We start from the raw sequence: 16,671 nt of genomic DNA on the forward strand, positions 1-16,671 counted from the left end.
GCCCCGTCTTGTCCCCTCGGACAAGGCGGGGCCGCCGCCTGCTCACCGCGCGGGCCGCGCTGGCCGGGCTGGCGGCGGGGGAGGCCGTGGTGACGTGGCTGACGCTGGCCGAGATCGACGTACGGCACGTGAACGCCGGGCTGGTGGGGGTGGCGGTGAACGTGGCGGTGGCGCTGCTGGTGCAGCTGCTGTTCCCCCGCCCCGCCCCTTCCCGAACCGGGGACCGGCCCTGGGTCCCCCACCGGACCCCCGCCCCGGGTGCCTCGGCCCCCGGGCCCCACGCCGCCGCGGCCACCGCCCCGCGGAACCCCGACGAATCCCCCCGCGGATAACCGCCCGCCGCGCCCCGATGCCGCCCACCCGCTCCCGGGAAGGCCGCCCGCCACACGCGCGGGCGGCCTTCCCGGCGGCGCCCCGCGCGTGGCGCGGCGGCAGCCCCGTGGAATCCAGGGGCCCGGCCCCTGGTTCGGGGCGGGGCGGGGTGGGGACAATTCGGCAATCTACGAGAGCGAGCAACCGTGACGGACCACAACGACGACCTCTGCTACCGCACCGCGCACGAGCTGAGCGCCCTGCTCCGGAGCCGTGAGCTGTCCGCCCGTGAGCTGCTGCGGGCGCATCTGGACCGGATCGAGCGGGTCAACCCCGGCGTCAACGCGATCGTCACCCTCGTCGCGGACCGCGCGCTCGACGCCGCCGCCGCGGCCGACGAGCGGATCGTCGCGGAGGGGGCGGACGCGGTGGGGGTGCTGCACGGGCTGCCCATCGCGCACAAGGACACCCACAACACCGCGGGCATCCGCACCAGTCACGGTTCGCCGCTGGCCGACGGCATACCGGACCAGGACGACCTGATCATCGAGCGGATCCGGGACGCCGGGGCGATCACCCTCGGCAAGACCAACGTGCCCGAGTTCGCCGCCGGTTCGCACACCTTCAACCCGATCTTCGGCGCCACCCACAACCCGTACGCCCCCGGCCGCAGCGCGGGCGGCAGCAGCGGGGGCGCGGCCGCCGCGCTGGCCAGCGGCATGATCCCGATCGCGGACGGCAGCGATACGGGCGGGTCGCTGCGCAATCCGGCCTCGTTCAACAACGTGGTGGGGCTGCGCCCGTCGCCCGGGCGCGTCCCGACCTGGCCCGCGGCGAACGCGTGGACCACGCTCTCGGTCAAGGGCCCGATGGCCCGTACCGTCGCGGACACCGCCCTGCTGCTGTCCGCGATGGCGGGCCCCGACGCCCGGTCGCCGATCGCGCTGGAGGAGCCGGGCGCCCGGTTCGCCAGGCCGCTGGACCGGGACCTGGCCGGGCTGCGGGTGGCCTGGTCACCGGATCTGGGCGGACTGGTGCCGGTGGAGCCGGAGGTGGCGGCGGTCGTGGAGTCGGCGGCGGGGGTGTTCGAGGACCTCGGGTGCGCGGTGGAGCGGGCGTGCCCGGACCTGACGGAGGGCGAGGAGGTGTTCCGTACGCAGCGGGCCGCGCTGTTCGAGGTCGCGTTCGGCCCGCTCATGGACCGTCACCCGGAGGAGCTGAAGCGGACGATCCGGGAGAACGCGGAGGCGGGGCGCCGCCTCACCGGGCCCGACGTGGCCCGCGCCGAGGTGCTGCACACCGCGCTCTACCACCGCGTCCGCGCCTTCTTCGAGCGCTATGACGTGCTGCTGCTCCCGGTCAGCCAGGTGCCGCCCTTCGACATCGGCATCGAGTACCCGACCGAGGTGGCGGGGGTGGCGATGCGGGACTACCTGGAGTGGATGCGTTCGGCGTACCTGGTCACGGCGACCGGCAGCCCCGCCCTGTCCGTCCCGGGCGGGTTCACCCCCGCCGGGCTGCCGGTGGGCGTCCAGATCGTGGGACCGCACCGGGCGGACTTCGCCGTCCTGCAGATCGGCCACGCCTTCGAACAGGCCACCGGGCACGGGCGGCGGCGCCCGCGGGCCATCGGGCAGGCCGCGGCCGGGGATGGCTGCCGGCCGCCCGCCCATGGATAATCTCCGCCTCGGAGCGTCGACACGGTCGGCCCGGGTAGGCGCCCCGCGGAACCGGCGGCGCGCCCATGAGCGGAGGAGCGATGTACGACGACTCCCCGGACGGCCTCCTCGCCCTGGCGGGCAGGATCGCCGGGCTGGTCGGCGCGCCGGTCACCATCGAGGACGACGCCTCGGAGCTGATCACCTACTCGCCCGGCCAGGAGAACTCCGACGACGCCCGCGTCGCGATGATCCTCAACCGCCGGGTGCCCGACCGGTACCGGCCGCTGCTGCGCGACGAACGGCTGGACGTGCGGCTGGCGGGCTCGTCCGCCCCGCTGTACGCGGACTTCCGCGCGTCCGGGGTGCTGCCGCGGGCGATCATGCCGATCCGGGTGGACGACCTGTCCGTGGGGTCCATCTGGGCGATCGTGCCGAACGCGCCCTCCCGGGAGCAGCGGGCGGCGCTGGAGGAGTCGGCCGCGCTGGCCGCCCCGGTGCTGGCCCGGCAGATCGCGCGGCGGCGCGGGGAGGAGGCGCGGCGCGCCGCGGTCGTACGGGCCCTCCTGGGCGGTGGCCCTGAGGCCGTCGAGGCCGCCGCCGAACTGCCGCTGGCCCCCGGTCCGCTGGCCGTCGTCGCGCTGCGGCCGGTCGCCCCGGCGCCCTCCGGCGAGCCGCTGCGGCGCGCGCTCGCCGGGCTCGACGCGCTGGCCGTCCCGGCCGGGACGGCGCACGGCGGCGTGCACGCGGAGGCCGACGGCGCGGGCTACGCCGTCGTGCCGGTGCGCGACGAACAGTGGCTGGCGCGCGTGGTCCGCGAGCTCCAGGCGCGGGCCGGGCTGGTGGCCGGGGTGGGCCGTACCGTCCCCGGCCCCGGCGAACTGGACCGCTCCCGGGCCGACGCCGACCTGGTCGTCCGGCTGCTCACCCGGCTGGGCGGCGGCGCGGGCGGCGCGGCCGCCCACATCCGCGACGTCCACCTGGACGCCCTGCTCATGCAGACGGCCGACCTGGCCGACGCGGCCGGGCACGATCCGCTGGGCGCGATCGCCGACCTGGAGCGCTACGACCGCGAGCGCGGCACGGAACTGCTCGACAGCCTGGCCCACTACCTGGCCGCCGGTGAGGACGCCCGGCTGGCCGCCCGGCGGCTGCACATCCACCCCAACACCCTGCGCTACCGCCTGCGGCGGGCGCACGAGATCGCGGGCCTCGACCTCGCCGACCCGGCCGCCAAGTTCGAGATCCAGCTCCGTCTGCGCCTTCGCGCGCTACGTCTCACCTGACCCGCGCCCGGCGTGCGGCTTGTTCCGCGCGACAACACCCGCCCCGCGCAATCGGCCACGCGGACAGTGCGGCGCGCGCCCCCGGCCGCCGATGATGCGTTACGCAGCGCGCATCATCCGGGGAAGGGGAACGCCACCGTGTCCACACCACGCAGCGCCGTCGTCGTCGGGGCCGGGATCGTCGGGCTCGCCACCGCCTGGGCCCTGCAGGGCCGTGGCATCGAGGTCACCGTCGCCGAGCGGCGGCGGCCGGCGGCCGGGGCCTCGTGGGGGAACGCGGGGTGGCTGACGCCGGCGCTCGCCATGCCGCTGCCCGAGCCCGCCGCGCTCCGGTACGGGGTGCGCAGCCTGGTCACACCGACCTCGCCCGTCTACATCCCGCCGCGGGCCGATCCGCGGCTGGCGCGGTTCCTGCTGTCGTTCACCCGGCACTGCACCCCGCGCCGCTGGCGGGTGCTGGCCACCACGTTCGCCGCGCTGAACCGGCACGCGCTCGCGGCGTACGACGACCTCGCGGCGGGCGGGGTCGCCGAGCCGACCGTCCCCGTGGACCCGATGCTGCTCGCCTTCGGCACGGCGGCCGAGCGCGCGGGGATGGTGGAGGAACTGGAGCACGCCCGGGCGGCCGGTTACGAGATTCCGTACGACCTCGTCGACGGCTACCGGGCGCGTTCCCTGGAGCCGGTGCTCAGCGACGCGGTCGGCGCGGGCATCGCGCTGCACGGGCAGCGGCGGCTGAACCCCGGGAACTTCGTGCGGGCGCTGGCGGACGCGGTGCGCGAGCGCGGCGGGAAGGTCGTGGAGCGGGCCGAGGTGTCGGGCATCCGCGACCTGGGCACGGGCGTCGCGGTCGGCACGCCCCAGGGCGAACTGCGCGCCGACGTCGCCGTCGTCGCCACCGGGACATGGCTGAACCGGCTGGTCCGCCCGTTCGGGGTGCGGGTGCCCGTCCAGTCCGGGCGCGGCTACAGCTTCAGCGTGCCCGCCGCGGGCGCACCGGCGCGCCCGACGTACCTGGCCGCGCGGAAGGTGGTGTGCACCCCGCTGGGCGGCGGCCGGGTGCGGGTCGCCGGGATGATGGAGCTGGCGCCCCCGGAGCGGCCGGTCGATCCGCGCCGCATCCAGGCGATCATCGCCGCGGCCCGTCCGCTGCTGCGGGACGTCGACTGGGACGCCCGCCGGGACGAATGGGTCGGCTCGCGCCCGTGCACCGCCGACGGGCTGCCGCTGGTCGGCCCGACCGGCTCGCCGCGGGTGTACGTCAACGGCGGCCACGGCATGTGGGGTGTGGCCCTCGGCCCCCTCACCGGCCGGCTGCTGGCCGACGCCATCGCGACCGGCACCGCCCCCGCCGAACTGGCCGCGCTGCACCCGCTGCGATGACGCCGGGCGATCACGCCTCGTGCTGACGTTTTACGGGCGCGCGGCCGGTTACCCGGTGCGGTGACCACGTCGAAAGGAGTCACCGATGAGCACCGTGCGGGAGACCGTCGAGGTTGAGGTTCCGCTGCGGACGGCCTACAACCAGTGGACGCAGTTCACCGAGTTCCCGCGGTTCATGGAAGGCGTGGACCAGGTGACGCAGGTGGACGACCGGCGCAACCACTGGTCGACTTCCATCGCCGGTGTGCACCGTGAGTTCGACACCGAGATCGTCGATCAGCTGCCCGATGAGCGCATCGCCTGGCGCACGACCTCGGGCGAGGTGCGGCAGCAGGGCCTGGTGACCTTCCGGCCCCTGGACGACAGCCACACCGAGGTCAACCTGGCCATGGTGTTCGAGCCGAGCGGACTGGCGGAGAAGGCCGCGGACATGACCGGGACGCTCGACCGCCGCATCAAGGGCGATCTGCACCGGTTCAAGGACTTCATCGAGCACCGGGGCCAGGAAGAGGGCGGCTGGCGGGGCCGCATCAGCCCCGGCTGACCCTCCCCACCCCGCCGCCGAGGGCGCCGGCCACCTCCAGAGGGTGGCCGGCGCCCTCGCCATGCGCCCGGAGCGTCGCGCAGGCCCTTGCCCGGCCGCCGTACCGGGCGCAAGCTGGTCATATGGGTACTCCAGGAGGCCCTACGCTCATCACCTCCGTGCAGCGAGCCTTCCGCCTGATGGAGGCCGTGGGCGCACATGAGGGCGGTGCGCCGGCGAAACAGCTGGCACGGGAGGCGGGGCTGCCCCTGGCCACCACCTACCACCTGCTGCGGACGCTGGTCCACGACGGCTATGTGCACCGGCTGCCCGACGGCGGCTTCGTCGTCGGCGACAAGCTGCACACGCTCCAGGCCGGCAGCCGTGGGCAGGCGCTGCTCAACCGGGTGCGGCCGACGCTGGCCGCGCTGCGGGACGAGCTGTCGGCGGCCGCGTACCTGACCTTCTACGAGGACGGCGAGATCCGGGTCGCGGAGATCGTCGACAGCCCCCGGGCGCCGCGGGTGGACCTGTGGGTGGGGTTCGAGGACGCCGGGCACGCCACCGCGCTCGGCAAGTGCGTGCTGCGCCAGCTGGACGACGAGGCCCGCGGCGAGTATCTGTCCCGGCATCCGCTCGCCGACCTCACGCCCCGCACCGTCACCAGCTCCGCCGAGCTGCTGCGGCGGCTGGACGCCTTCACCGACGACGCGCCGGTCACCGACCTGGAGGAGTACGCGCTGGGCACGGTCTGCTTCGCGGTGCCCGTGTACAGCGGGGACCGGCTCGGCTCGCTCGGAGTCTCGCTTCAGGCCGGCCGCGCGGCCCGGGACGCGCGGCCGGAGGAGATACGGGACCGGCTGCTGCCCACGGCCGACCGCGTGACCAGGCGCCTTTCGCTCACTATCTGAAATTCCGGCCCTTGTGGCCCACCGCGAACCATTGGTTCTCTGGACGTAACGGACAGGGCGTCGTGGACGTCGTAGCGCCCGGAGAAACGGGCTGAGTGAACGAGAGAGCAGTCGACCCGGACATGATCCAGGCCCGCACCCATCTGGACCAGCCCTATCCCCCCGCGCCGTTCGCGGCCGGAGTGCCCGTGCTCATCCTGGGAGCGGTCGCGGTCATCGCCTTCGTCACCGGAGACGGATCGAGCTGGCTGCCGCTGCTCGCCGTCGGCCCGGCGCTGGCCGCCGCCGCGTGCCGCCCGTGGACGGTGCTGCGGATCGGCTTCCTCGCCGTCGCGCTGGGCGCGCTGCTCGGCGCCTGGCTGGACGCGCCGCTCCACGGGCGGGCCGTCGTGCTGTCCACGATCGTCGCCGTGACCCTGGCCAGCGGCCTGTCCGGTGTGCTGCGCAGGCGCCGGGAACGGGTGCTGGCCGCGGTCCGCTCGGTCGCCGAGGCCGCGCAGAACGCGCTGCTGCGGCCGGTGCCCGCCCGGGTCGGCCAGTTCCAGGTGGCGGTCCGCTACAGCGCCGCCGCGGCGGAGGCCCGGGTGGGCGGCGACCTGTACGCCCTGGTGTCCACCCCGTACGGGGTCCGGCTGATCGTCGGCGACGTGCGCGGCAAGGGACTGCCCGCGGTGTCCACCGCCGCGCTGGTGCTGGGGGTGTTCCGGGAGGCCGCGTACGACGAACCGCACCTGCTGGACGTGGTCGGCCGGATCGAGCGCAGCCTCGCCCGCAATCTCGCTCCCGACGACTTCGTCACCGCCGTCGTCGCCGGATACCCCCGCGAGGGGCGCATGGAGATCGTCAACTGCGGACACGCGCCGCCGCTCCTGATCGGCCCGGCCGGTGCGGTCGTGCCCGTCGAGCCGGTGCGCCCGGCGCCGCCGCTGGGCCTGGCCTCGCTGGGCGGCGAGGCGCCGAGCCTGCACGTGGTGCCGTTCGCCGACGACGACCAGATGCTGCTGTACACCGACGGCGTCATCGAGGCGCGCGACCACGGCCGGGCGTACTTCCCGCTGGCCGAGCGGGTGCCCGGGCACGTGTGCGACGACCCGTCACGGACCCTCGCCGGGCTGCACGACGAACTGCTGGCCCATGTGGGCGGGCGGCTGCACGACGACGCGGCGCTCCTGCTGCTGCGCAAGCCCGCCGCGGACCGGGCGGAGCGGACGGCCGACCCCACCCGGCCCGCCCGTACCGGCACCTAGTGCCGCGTCAGCCAAGGTTCACCCCGCTCGCCGTCCTGGCACGGCCATCTGCGGCGTTGCCGAATCGACCGAGTAGGCCCACTACGAGGCCGATCCGGCGCCTTGCATCTGACCGCACCAGGACGCCTCGCTACCGGGCAAACCTTGGCTGACGCGGCACTAGCCGAAGTCGGCGATCGGCTCATGGAAGAGATCGTGCACGGCCTGGTCGGACGTACACAGGGACAGCTGGACCGGGATGGTCGGACGCGCCCAGGTCCGCGCCGACCGCGCTGACCGGCGTCAGGACGCGGACTCGATCTCGCCGATGACCCGCGGCCGCACCGCCCCGCAGGCGCTGCGCCCCCGCCCGGCGCAGCACGGCGGCGACGAGTCGTACGTCATGGAGTCGCCGCGCTCGGACCGTACGGGCGTGATCAGCACGCCGCAACCCGGATACGGCCATTCCGGCGCCTGCCACCCGGGTGGATCCCGGCGGGCCGCTGGCGTGGTGCGGACCAGGGCGGGCGGTGGGTTCCTAATGTCGGGGTCACGGCAATGGGCCGACCGTCCAGAAACCACAGGTGGGTGTGGAATGAGACGCTTTCCCGTACGGCACCGACTGACCGCGCTGGCAGGAATCCTGACGCTGTGTGCGGCCGGACTCGTCTCCGGTATCGCCTCGGCGGCCGCCGCCACGGCCGCTCCCGCACCCGCACCGCATGTCGCGCAGCTGTACGTGTCGGACTACACCGACAACACGGTGCTGAAGGCCGCCACCGACGGCAGCGGCCAGAGCACCGTCCCCACCACCGGTCTCACCCGCCCCACCGGCCTCGCCCTCGACGACGACGGCGACCTCTACATCTCCGACACCGGCAACAACCGGGTGGTGGAGGTCCCCGCGGACGGCAGCGGCCAGAGCACGGTCCCCGCCACCGGCCTCTCCCGCCCGATCGGCCTGGCCCTCGGAAAGGCCGATGAAGGCGACGGCGGGGTTGAAGGCGATGAAGGCGACGACGAACTGTTCATCGCCGACAGCTTCAACAACCGCGTGGTGAGGCTCCCCCTGGAAGGCGGTCCGCAGACCACCGTGCCCGCCACCGGCCTGCTCCACCCGGACGGCCTCGCGCTCGACGCCCGCCGCAACCTCTACATCGCCGACTTCGTCAACGACCGCGTCGTCGTGGTGCCCGCGGACGGCGGGCCGCAGCGCACCGTGCCCACGGCGGGGCTGTCCGAGCCCACCGGGCTCGCCTTCGACCGGGCCGGGAACCTGTACGTCGCCGACTCGGGCAACGACCGCGTGGTGAAGCTGCCCCGGGGCGGCGGCTCGCAGACGACCGTTCCCGCGACCGGCCTGAACACCCCGCAGGGGCTGGCGGTCGACGCGTACGGCGACCTGTTCATCGCCGACTTCGGCAACGACCGCGTCGTGGAGATCCCCGCGGACGGCGGCGGTCAGACCACCGTGCCCATCGCCGGGCTGAGCAGCCCGGTCGGGCTGGCCATCCCGCCGTCGCACCCCGAGGCCACCCGTCTCAAGGCGAGCGCGGCCACCGTGGAACGGCACACCTCGCCCGCGTCCCTGCGGGTCAAGGGACTGTCCGCCACTCTGACCACCGCCGACGGCGCACCGCTGCCCGGGGAAAGGGTGACGTTCACCGACTCCACCGGAGCCCACAAGCTGTGCGCCGCGATCACGAACACCCGGGGCAGGGCACGGTGCGACGCCACCCTCCGCACCGGATCGCGCGCCCGATACGACGACCTGCGCCAGCTCGGCTACCGCGCCACGTACATGGGCACCGCCCCGTACCGGCCCAGCTCGGCCGCCGGCCACCTACGGGCCGCGCGCCGGTCCTGAGGTCCCTGCCACCGACGCGGAACCTCTTCGTCAGGTCGCCTCGCGTGGCCCCTCACCCGGCCGATCCACGTCACGGGCGCCGCGCCCGTCCCCGCGCTCCGGTTCCGTGCGGCGGAGCGGGCTGGGGCGGGCAGACCGCGAGCACATCGACCTCGACAAGAAGCCGGCCGCCGACTTCCGCGGCGAGCGCGGCCCGGGAACGCGTGACTACGCCTCGTTCTGCGGCAGATGCGCCTTGGCGTCGTCGTACGTGGCGTCCCCTGGCGCCTCGGCCGGGGCGTAGACCAGGTGCAGCACCCCCGTGCTGAACGTCTTGGACGACAGCAGCCGCAGCGGGAGCGTGGTCTCGCTCTCGTCGAACAGCCGCATCCCCTTGCGCACGGCGATCGGATGCACCAGCAGGTGCAACTCGTCCAGCAGCCCGTGCGCCAGCAGCTGCCGGACGACCGAGACCGAACCGCTCATCGCGATGTCCTTGCCCGGTTCTCTCTTCAGCGCGGCGACGGCGTCGGCCAGCCCGCCCTTGAGCTGCTCGGTGTTCCGCCAGGTGAACGACAGATCCTGACGCGACACGACGATCTTGCGCGCGTCGCCGAGCTTCTTCGCGAAGTCGGCGTCCTCACCCCCGGCCGCCTCCCGCTCCGGCCACGCCCCGGCGAAGCTGTCGTAGGTCTTGCGGCCCAGGAGGAGGGTATCGGCCGCGCTGAACGTCGCGTCGACGGCGGCGCCCATCTCGTCGTCGAAGTAGGGGAAGTGCCACTGGTCGGGCGCCTCCACGACCCCGTCGAGCGAGATGAACAAACTGGCGATGATCTTCCGCATGATGCCCTCCACGCGAGTGCGGTGAACTCTTCCTCCCCTCGGACGGCCGCCGCCGCGAAAACTCATCGGCCGCGCCAGGGGCGATGCGGGGCCGGGCCGTACGCTGTGGACGCAGCCGGCGCCGTCCCCTGACGGGGGAGGGCCCGGCCGTAGCTCAGCCGAAGGAGTTCCCATGTCGATGGTCGGCAACCTCCGGAAAGTGGCGCGCCTGGCCCGTCGGCGCCGCCGCGTCGATCTCAACCACCCCGCCCGCTCGCCGCTCGGCACGTCGGTGGTGAACTGCGTGGCGTACGTCGACGGGAAGCGGCAGCCCGGTGACTGCCCGGTGGAGGAGGCGATCGAGCGGGTGCGCCGCGCCGGGCGCGGCTTCGTGTGGATCGGGCTGCACGAACCCGCCGAGCGGGAGCTGTCCGGGATCGCCGAGCTGTTCGCGCTCCACCCGCTGGCCGTCGAGGACGCCGTCCATGCTCATCAGCGGCCAAAACTGGAGACGTACGACGACACGCTGTTCACCGTCTTCAAGACGGTCCGGTACGTCGATCACGACGAGCTGTCCACGACGAGCGAGGTCGTGGACACCGGCGAGGTCATGGTCTTCACCGGGCCCGATTTCGTCGTCACCGTACGGCACGGCCGCCACGGATCGCTCGGCCCGCTGCGCGAGGAGCTGGAGGCGGACCCGGACCAGCTGGCCAAGGGCCCCTCCGCGGTGCTGCACGCCATCGCCGACCATGTGGTCGAGGACTACCTTGCCGTCGCCGACGCGGTGCAGGACGACCTCGACCAGGTCGAGACCGAGGTCTTCGCCCCCGAACCCGCCCACCGAACCGACGTGGGCGGCCGGATCTACCAGCTCAAGCGCGAGCTGCTGGAGCTGAAGCGCGCCGTGGCGCCCCTGGGCCGCCCGATGGAACGGCTCTCCACCCAGCGCCTCTCCGCGGTCGACCTCGACATGCGGAAGTACTTCCGCGACGTCGCCGACCACCTCGCCCGGGTCACCGAGCAGATCGCCGCCTTCGACGACCTGCTGAACTCCATACTCCAGGCCCACCTCGCCCAGGTGACCGTCGCCCAGAACGAGGACATGCGCAAGATCACCGCCTGGGCGGCGATCATCGCGGTGCCCACCATGGTGTGCGGTGTCTACGGCATGAACTTCGACCACATGCCCGAGCTGCGCTGGCGCTTCGGCTACCCGCTGATCATCGCCGTCATCGCCGCCGCCTGTTTCGCGATGCACCGGGGCTTCCGCCGCAACGGCTGGCTGTGACCGCCGCCCCGTGACCATGCCCTGAGCGTTCCCCGGTCACCGGAGGGCGGTGGCGTTGGCGGGAGATCCGACACCGCCGGTGAGATTCAGGGGCTTGACGGTCAGGAGGCTGCTCCAGCGGCTCGTGGCCCGGCAGTCGGCGGCGAGTCCGTCGAGGTTCCACAGCTCGCCCAGGGGCAGGCCGAGTTTGGCGATCAGCTCCTGGTGCATCATGCCGTCGTCCTCCGGCGCGCTGTCGTGGAAGTCGCTCCCGGGCACCACGGGGAGGACTTCGACGGCGAAGGTGTCCGTGGCCAGCAGCGCGATGCGGTGGTCCCAGCACCAGGCGGCGACGTCCCGGGACTGGACGAACCCGGTGGCGCGCCGCTCGGCGCGGACTGCGGCCCGTTCGCCGGGGTCGGCGGTGAGGTACCAGTGGGCCCAGCCGGTGTGGACGAGCACCAGATCGCCGGGTTCGACGCGGCAGCGCTGTGCGTCGAGTGCCGCGTCGAGCAGATCGGGGCCGAGGGCGGGGCCGGTCGCGTGGTCGAGCGGGGTGCCGCGGTCGCGGAGGAGACCGTCGATGTCGATGAGGAGCGCGCGTCCGGCCAGCGGGGTCTCGGCCCACAACTGCACCCCGAGGCGGGGGCTTCGCGGCGCGATCTCATCGTCGGGTACGGCGTTGTAGAAACCGTGCCCGGACGCGCGGCGGTGGCGCAGACCGTCGATCTGGGTGCTCGCCTGGAGGAAGAACTCCTCCAGCACGTCGTCGCGGGCCTGGTCGTGTTTGGCGGTGATGCGGTGGCGGGGGATGCCACGGGCCCGGGACATGGGCGGGTCGAAGGCGTCAAGGGCGTAGTCCAGGTTGAAGGCGCGACCATCGCGGACCTCGTGTGCCGCCCTCCGGACCTGTTCGGGGCCCGCGAAGTTGGCCATGCCGCGCTCGGGCTGGTCGGCGAAGAGGTACCAGCTGGAGCCGGGCGGGGCGTCGGTGCGCCGCAGCAACTCGTCGTAGGTGGGGTGAGGCAAGGGGAGAGGCCCTTTCTGGTCAGGAGCTTCTGTGACTTCCAAGGACGTCAAGGACTTTCAGGGACAGCGTGCGGCGATGGCGCCGGCTGCCCGGCGTACTTCGGTGATGACGCGCGGGTGGTCGGCGGCCGGCAGGTCGCTGCTGGGACCGGCGACGCTGAGCGCTCCGAGGACCTGGTCACCGCGGTGGATGGTGGCGCTGAAGGCGGTGACGTCCAGGACGCGTTCGCTGAGGGAGACGGCGTAACCGTTCTCCTTGACGCACCGCAGCTCGCCGCGCAGGTCGTCGGCGCTGACGCGTTCGCCGGAGATCCGGGTGAAGGGGGTGACGCTGTCGACGTAGGCGTCGAGTTCCTCCTCGGGCAGCCAGGCGGCCAGGGATTTCCCGGCGCCCAGGTGCAGGGGGAGCTTCTCGCCGATGGGCAGTTGGTAACGGAGCGGATTGAGGCCCTCGACGCGGGCGATCAGCACCCGGGAGAGGCCGACGCGTACGTACAGGGTGGATGTCATGCCGGTGGTCGCGGCCAGTTCCTGCAGGACGGGCAGGGCGACCTGGCTGAGCCGGTTGTTGACCAGGAAGGCGTGGGCGGTGGCCACGGAGGCCGGGCCCGCGACATAGCCGGGCTCTTCCTTGACGGCGTAACCGCGGTCGATGAGGACGTTCAGAATGCGCTGGGCGGTGGCCACGTGGAGCTCGGAGCGGCGCGCGATCTCGCTCAGCCGCAGCGGGTGACGGGCGTCCTCCAGCACGGACAGCACGTCGAAGGCTCGGTCGACCGAGCGCATCGGGGAGGCGGGGGTGGCCATGGGTCGGCTCCTGGGTGGTCTGCTCGGCTGCGGAATTTCCTGATAAGTGTTATCAGCATGCGAGCAGCGGCGTGGTGCGCACAAGATCCACCCGGAGCGGTACGCCGTCTTGTTTCGGTTGGCCGTCTTATTCGGGTTGTGACGCGACCTCGGCGGGCCGCGCCTCGGGTGCGGCCTCCGCGACCGGTTCCGGGTCGCCGGGAGCGGCGTACGACAGCACGTAGGCGAGCAGGCCGGTGACGCCGGCGGTGATGAAGGTCGGGGGCCCGGCGGCGGTGGCGACATCGTTGACCCAGGCGGCGTCGCCGAGCACCAGTCCCAGCATTTGGCCCATGACGATGCAGAGGCCGCCGAGCAGGAAGCCGAGGACGCCGAGGCGGAAGAGGATTTTGATCACGTGGAGGGGCATGGCACGACCTCGTACGGAAGAGCGGATCAGACGGGCAGTACGCCGGTGGCCACCGCGGCGCCGATCAGCAGGATGGGCAGGCAGTAGTAGCCGACGAGGGGAGCGAAGGTGCGGGCCGGATTGACTCCGGCGATGCCGCTGGCCACGTAGATCGGCGCTCCGGAGGGCGGCGAGGCGCCCTCCGTGGAGGCGAAGATCAGGACCGCGACGCACGCGGTGGCGGCCGGCACCCCGGCCTCGGCCAGGGACGAGACGGCGACGGGGCCGATGGCGGCCATGGTGGCACTCGCGGTGAGCGGGATGGCCACGGCGACGACGATCAGTCCCACGATCAGGGTCATGGCCCACTTCGGTGCGTGCAGCTGCGTCAGCACGTCGGTGAGTTGTTGCGGCAGGCCCAGCTCACCGAGGACGTTCGAGGCGGAGAAGGCGGCCACGATCGTGACGCCGATGACCCCGAACTGCGGCGCCGCCCCCTCCAGCAGTCGCCACCACCCCCGTCCGGCGCGGGGCAGCTGGCGGCGGCCCAGGAACAGCACGATCGCGATGAGCAGGACCGGTATCCAGGTGATCAGGCTGATCGCGTCCGACATCACGACTCCGACGTAACGGCCCAGCTCACCGCCGGTCGGTCCGCGGGTCAGCAGCAGGGGAACGATCATCCCGGCGAACAGGAACAGGCTGGTCCACCCCGCGCCCAGGCTGGCCCGGAGCGGCAGCAGATCGGCCCGGTCCATGGGCTGGATCCTGTGGCGGCGGATCATCCAGAACGCCGCCAGCAGGCGGTAACCCAGACACCACAGGCCGCCCATGAACAGCGGCAGCACGATGTCGTCCTTGGAGACCAGCGCCGCCACCCCGGCCGATCCCATCAGGATGAACATGGTGGAGCTGAACGGGAAGGTGACCCCCATGCCCGCCCCACCGGCGGCGACGGTGGCGGCGAGTTCACCGCTGACCTTGGAGCGCTTCATCCACGGGATGGTCACCGAACCGACGGCGGCGGTGACGGCCGCGCCGACGTGGGCGATGGCGCCGAAGATGCCCGCGGCGACGGTCGAGGTGTACACCGGCCCGCCCCGCAGCCGCCCGAGGAGCGAGTTGAGGATGTTCAGCAACTGGTCCAGGACCGGCGTACGGCTCAGCAGGTAGCTCATGAACACGAAGGCGAGGGCGGCGAACGTGACCTCCTCCTGCATCGCCTCGGCGAACCCCTGCCACATCACGTGGCCGATGTCGCCGCCCGCGAACAGGCCGGTCACCACGAAGCCGACGAGAAGGGACTCGCCGATGTTCCTCTTCAGGACGGCGTTCCAGACGATGATGGCCGTCATGTAGCAGACCAGGGCCCATATCGCGATCATGCTGCTTCTCCTGCCGGTGTGCCCGCGGCCGTTCCGCCCGCGGCCGGTCCAGCCTGCCTGGACCCTCCAGCCCCTCCAGCCCCTCGGCTTCGGATGCTGCTGCGGCGGCGGGCCTCGTCGGCCTCGATCTCACGCGCCGCGACCAGTGTCGACTCTGCCTCCTCGGCGGGCACGACGGCGACCCCGTCGCCGTCCGCGACGACCAGGTCACCCGGCCCGCACACCGCGCCCCCGACGGCGACGGCGACGTTCACCCTGCCGGGGCCGTCCTTGTACGGCCCGGCGGGCGTGACCGCGCGCGCCCAGACCGGGAAGCCGATCTCCTCCAGGACCTCCACGTCGCGGGCGGCGCCGTCGAGCACCATCCCGATCACGCCACGGGCTCGGGCGCGTTCGGCGATCAGCTCACCGATCAGGGCACGGGAGGTGTCCCCCTGCCCGTCGACCACGATCAGATCACCGGGCCCGGCCACCCGCAACGCTTCGTGCAGGGCCCGGTTGTCCCCGGCCCGCGTCAGCACCGTCACCGCCCGGCCCACCGCGCGGGCACCGGCCCACAGCGGGCTGATGCCGGAGTCGACCAGCCCCAGCCGGTCGCGCGCGTCGCCGATGTTGGCGGTCGGCAGCCCCTCGTAGGCCGCCAGCAGTTCGTCGGTCACCAGCGGTGCGGCGCGCAATCCGTCCGGCCGGGCGGCCAGGGCGTGCAGCCTGCTGATGCCGTCGGCCAGCGCCGCGTCCAGGCCGAGTTCCGCCATCAGCCCGGCCGCGGCGGCCACCTCACCGGCCCGCCGCAGCCCGTGCTTGAACGTTCCTGCATACAGCCGTTCCAACGTGGCCTCACCGTCGGCCAGCTCCCGCATGATCTGCTCGCGCACCCACGGCTCGTCCCCGGCGGCACGGCCCGCTTCCACCGTCTGCACGATGACCGCGCCCAGCCCCTTCATGAAGAGGCTGCGCAGCAGCTTCCGCGCCGATGCCGCTCCGGGCTCCCCACCCAGGTCCTCCACCGGCGCCCCCAGCGCCCCGAAGTGCTCCGCCACCGCCGAGGCCCCCCGACCGCTGGCCACCAGCGCCGTACGGTGCCGGAACTTGGGCACCGAACCGATCACCGACACATCCGCGAAGACCGCCCGCCCACCCTCACCGACGATGCCGTCGATCGTCCGCTTGAGCTCCGGCGCTCCGGCGTTCATGTCCGCGAAGACGACACCGTCCCGCAGATGGGGTGCGGCCTCCGCCGCCACCCCCGCAGCCGCCGCGGCCCCCGTCAGCCCCAGTACAAGCTCGGCCCCCGCGACCGCCTCCGCCACACTCCCCGCCCGCCGAACACCGTCCGGCGTCGGCACATCGCCGGGGTCATACCCCACCACCGACCAGCCACTTTCCGCGAACCCAGCGGCGTACAACGCCCCGGCCTCGCCCAGTCCAAGGATCCCTACACGCATCGACACCCTCGCTCTTCTCATACTGTGATATCTTTTCTCACATGAGGTGGGAGGATGGTGCCCACGCGAGAACCCCACGTCAAGGGGTGAGAACCCACGAGCTTGACCCCGAGGCGGCCCCCGCGCGCTGCGGAACCCGGGCGCGAGGGCCCGCGCTCATCTGGCATGCTCAGCGTCGAGGGGAAGTCGCGGCACTGCCACGCAAGGGCGCACGGCGCCTCGTCGTCGACGGCACGCCCTACCGCTGGCACCTGCGACACAGGCCGACCTACTGCCGGGGCCTGGCCTGGTCACCGTGCACGTTCGCGGTCGAGCACGCAGACGCCCCCAGGACCACGCTCGTCGTCACGACCAGCCGGCCACATCCGAGCAACTGTCTC

The 16,671-nt window shown here is 73.2% G+C and carries 16 protein-coding genes; 9 read left to right on the top strand and 7 right to left on the bottom strand.

What is annotated here, in order from left to right; translation table 11 throughout:
• The first annotated feature begins 8 nt into the window (after window positions 1-8).
• From ASC60_RS02570 to ASC60_RS02600, 7 genes are all read left to right on the top strand, one after another.
• On the top strand, window positions 9-332 hold the full coding sequence (locus ASC60_RS02570; protein WP_055546209.1) for a hypothetical protein: 324 nt from the start codon (window positions 9-11) through the stop codon (window positions 330-332).
• A gap of 186 nt (window positions 333-518) precedes the next feature.
• Window positions 519-1,991 (top strand): amidase, encoded by a 1,473-nt coding sequence (locus ASC60_RS02575; protein WP_055546211.1) that lies wholly within the window; start codon window positions 519-521, stop codon window positions 1,989-1,991.
• Between the two features lie 80 nt (window positions 1,992-2,071).
• Complete coding sequence (locus ASC60_RS02580; RefSeq protein WP_055546213.1) at window positions 2,072-3,256, top strand: CdaR family transcriptional regulator; 1,185 nt, start codon at window positions 2,072-2,074, stop codon at window positions 3,254-3,256.
• Window positions 3,257-3,394: 138 nt separating this feature from the next.
• Window positions 3,395-4,639, top strand: a complete 1,245-nt coding sequence (locus ASC60_RS02585) for an FAD-binding oxidoreductase (protein ID WP_055546215.1) — start codon at window positions 3,395-3,397, stop codon at window positions 4,637-4,639.
• Between the two features lie 85 nt (window positions 4,640-4,724).
• On the top strand, window positions 4,725-5,183 hold the full coding sequence (locus tag ASC60_RS02590; RefSeq protein ID WP_055546217.1) for an SRPBCC family protein: 459 nt from the start codon (window positions 4,725-4,727) through the stop codon (window positions 5,181-5,183).
• A 122-nt stretch (window positions 5,184-5,305) separates the two neighbouring features.
• Entirely contained in the window at window positions 5,306-6,073 is a 768-nt protein-coding gene (locus ASC60_RS02595; RefSeq protein ID WP_055546219.1) for an IclR family transcriptional regulator, read from the top strand.
• Window positions 6,074-6,195: 122 nt separating this feature from the next.
• Entirely contained in the window at window positions 6,196-7,320 is a 1,125-nt protein-coding gene (locus ASC60_RS02600) for a PP2C family protein-serine/threonine phosphatase (RefSeq protein WP_055546220.1), read from the top strand.
• 282 nt (window positions 7,321-7,602) lie between these two features.
• Here the strand turns inward: ASC60_RS02600 and ASC60_RS41455 are convergent, their stop codons facing one another.
• On the bottom strand, window positions 7,603-7,743 hold the full coding sequence (locus ASC60_RS41455; protein WP_159043191.1) for a hypothetical protein: 141 nt from the start codon (window positions 7,741-7,743) through the stop codon (window positions 7,603-7,605).
• Between the two features lie 151 nt (window positions 7,744-7,894).
• Between ASC60_RS41455 and ASC60_RS02605 the strand changes: the two genes are divergently transcribed.
• Complete coding sequence (locus ASC60_RS02605) at window positions 7,895-9,166, top strand: hypothetical protein (protein WP_063787056.1); 1,272 nt, start codon at window positions 7,895-7,897, stop codon at window positions 9,164-9,166.
• A gap of 207 nt (window positions 9,167-9,373) precedes the next feature.
• Here ASC60_RS02605 and ASC60_RS02610 read toward each other — a convergent pair whose 3' ends face one another.
• Window positions 9,374-9,988 carry a dihydrofolate reductase family protein gene (locus ASC60_RS02610; RefSeq protein WP_199830843.1) on the bottom strand — a complete coding sequence of 205 codons (615 nt, stop codon included), beginning with the start codon at window positions 9,986-9,988 and terminating at the stop codon, window positions 9,374-9,376.
• 172 nt (window positions 9,989-10,160) lie between these two features.
• Here ASC60_RS02610 and corA point away from each other — a divergent pair, with 172 nt between their 5' ends.
• On the top strand, window positions 10,161-11,258 hold the full coding sequence (gene corA / locus ASC60_RS02615) for a magnesium/cobalt transporter CorA (RefSeq protein ID WP_055546222.1): 1,098 nt from the start codon (window positions 10,161-10,163) through the stop codon (window positions 11,256-11,258).
• 36 nt (window positions 11,259-11,294) lie between these two features.
• Here corA and ASC60_RS02620 read toward each other — a convergent pair whose 3' ends face one another.
• The 5 genes from ASC60_RS02620 to ASC60_RS02640 form a co-directional block, all read right to left on the bottom strand.
• Window positions 11,295-12,266 (bottom strand): cyclase family protein, encoded by a 972-nt coding sequence (locus tag ASC60_RS02620; RefSeq protein ID WP_055546224.1) that lies wholly within the window; start codon window positions 12,264-12,266, stop codon window positions 11,295-11,297.
• 57 nt (window positions 12,267-12,323) lie between these two features.
• A complete protein-coding gene (locus ASC60_RS02625) occupies window positions 12,324-13,073 on the bottom strand; it encodes an IclR family transcriptional regulator (protein WP_055546226.1) in 750 nt (249 codons plus the stop codon).
• Window positions 13,074-13,200: 127 nt separating this feature from the next.
• Window positions 13,201-13,482 carry a hypothetical protein gene (locus ASC60_RS02630; protein ID WP_055546228.1) on the bottom strand — a complete coding sequence of 94 codons (282 nt, stop codon included), beginning with the start codon at window positions 13,480-13,482 and terminating at the stop codon, window positions 13,201-13,203.
• A 26-nt stretch (window positions 13,483-13,508) separates the two neighbouring features.
• Window positions 13,509-14,846, bottom strand: coding sequence for a TRAP transporter large permease subunit (locus ASC60_RS02635; RefSeq protein WP_055546230.1), 1,338 nt, complete (start codon window positions 14,844-14,846; stop codon window positions 13,509-13,511).
• Window positions 14,843-16,291, bottom strand: a complete 1,449-nt coding sequence (locus ASC60_RS02640; protein ID WP_107096964.1) for a DUF1932 domain-containing protein — start codon at window positions 16,289-16,291, stop codon at window positions 14,843-14,845. Before ASC60_RS02640 ends, ASC60_RS02635 begins: the two co-directional genes overlap by 4 nt.
• Window positions 16,292-16,671 lie beyond the last annotated feature (380 nt).

Source organism: Streptomyces sp. NBRC 110028 (assembly GCF_001417735.1).
Classification (GTDB): Bacteria; Actinomycetota; Actinomycetes; order Streptomycetales; family Streptomycetaceae; genus Streptomyces.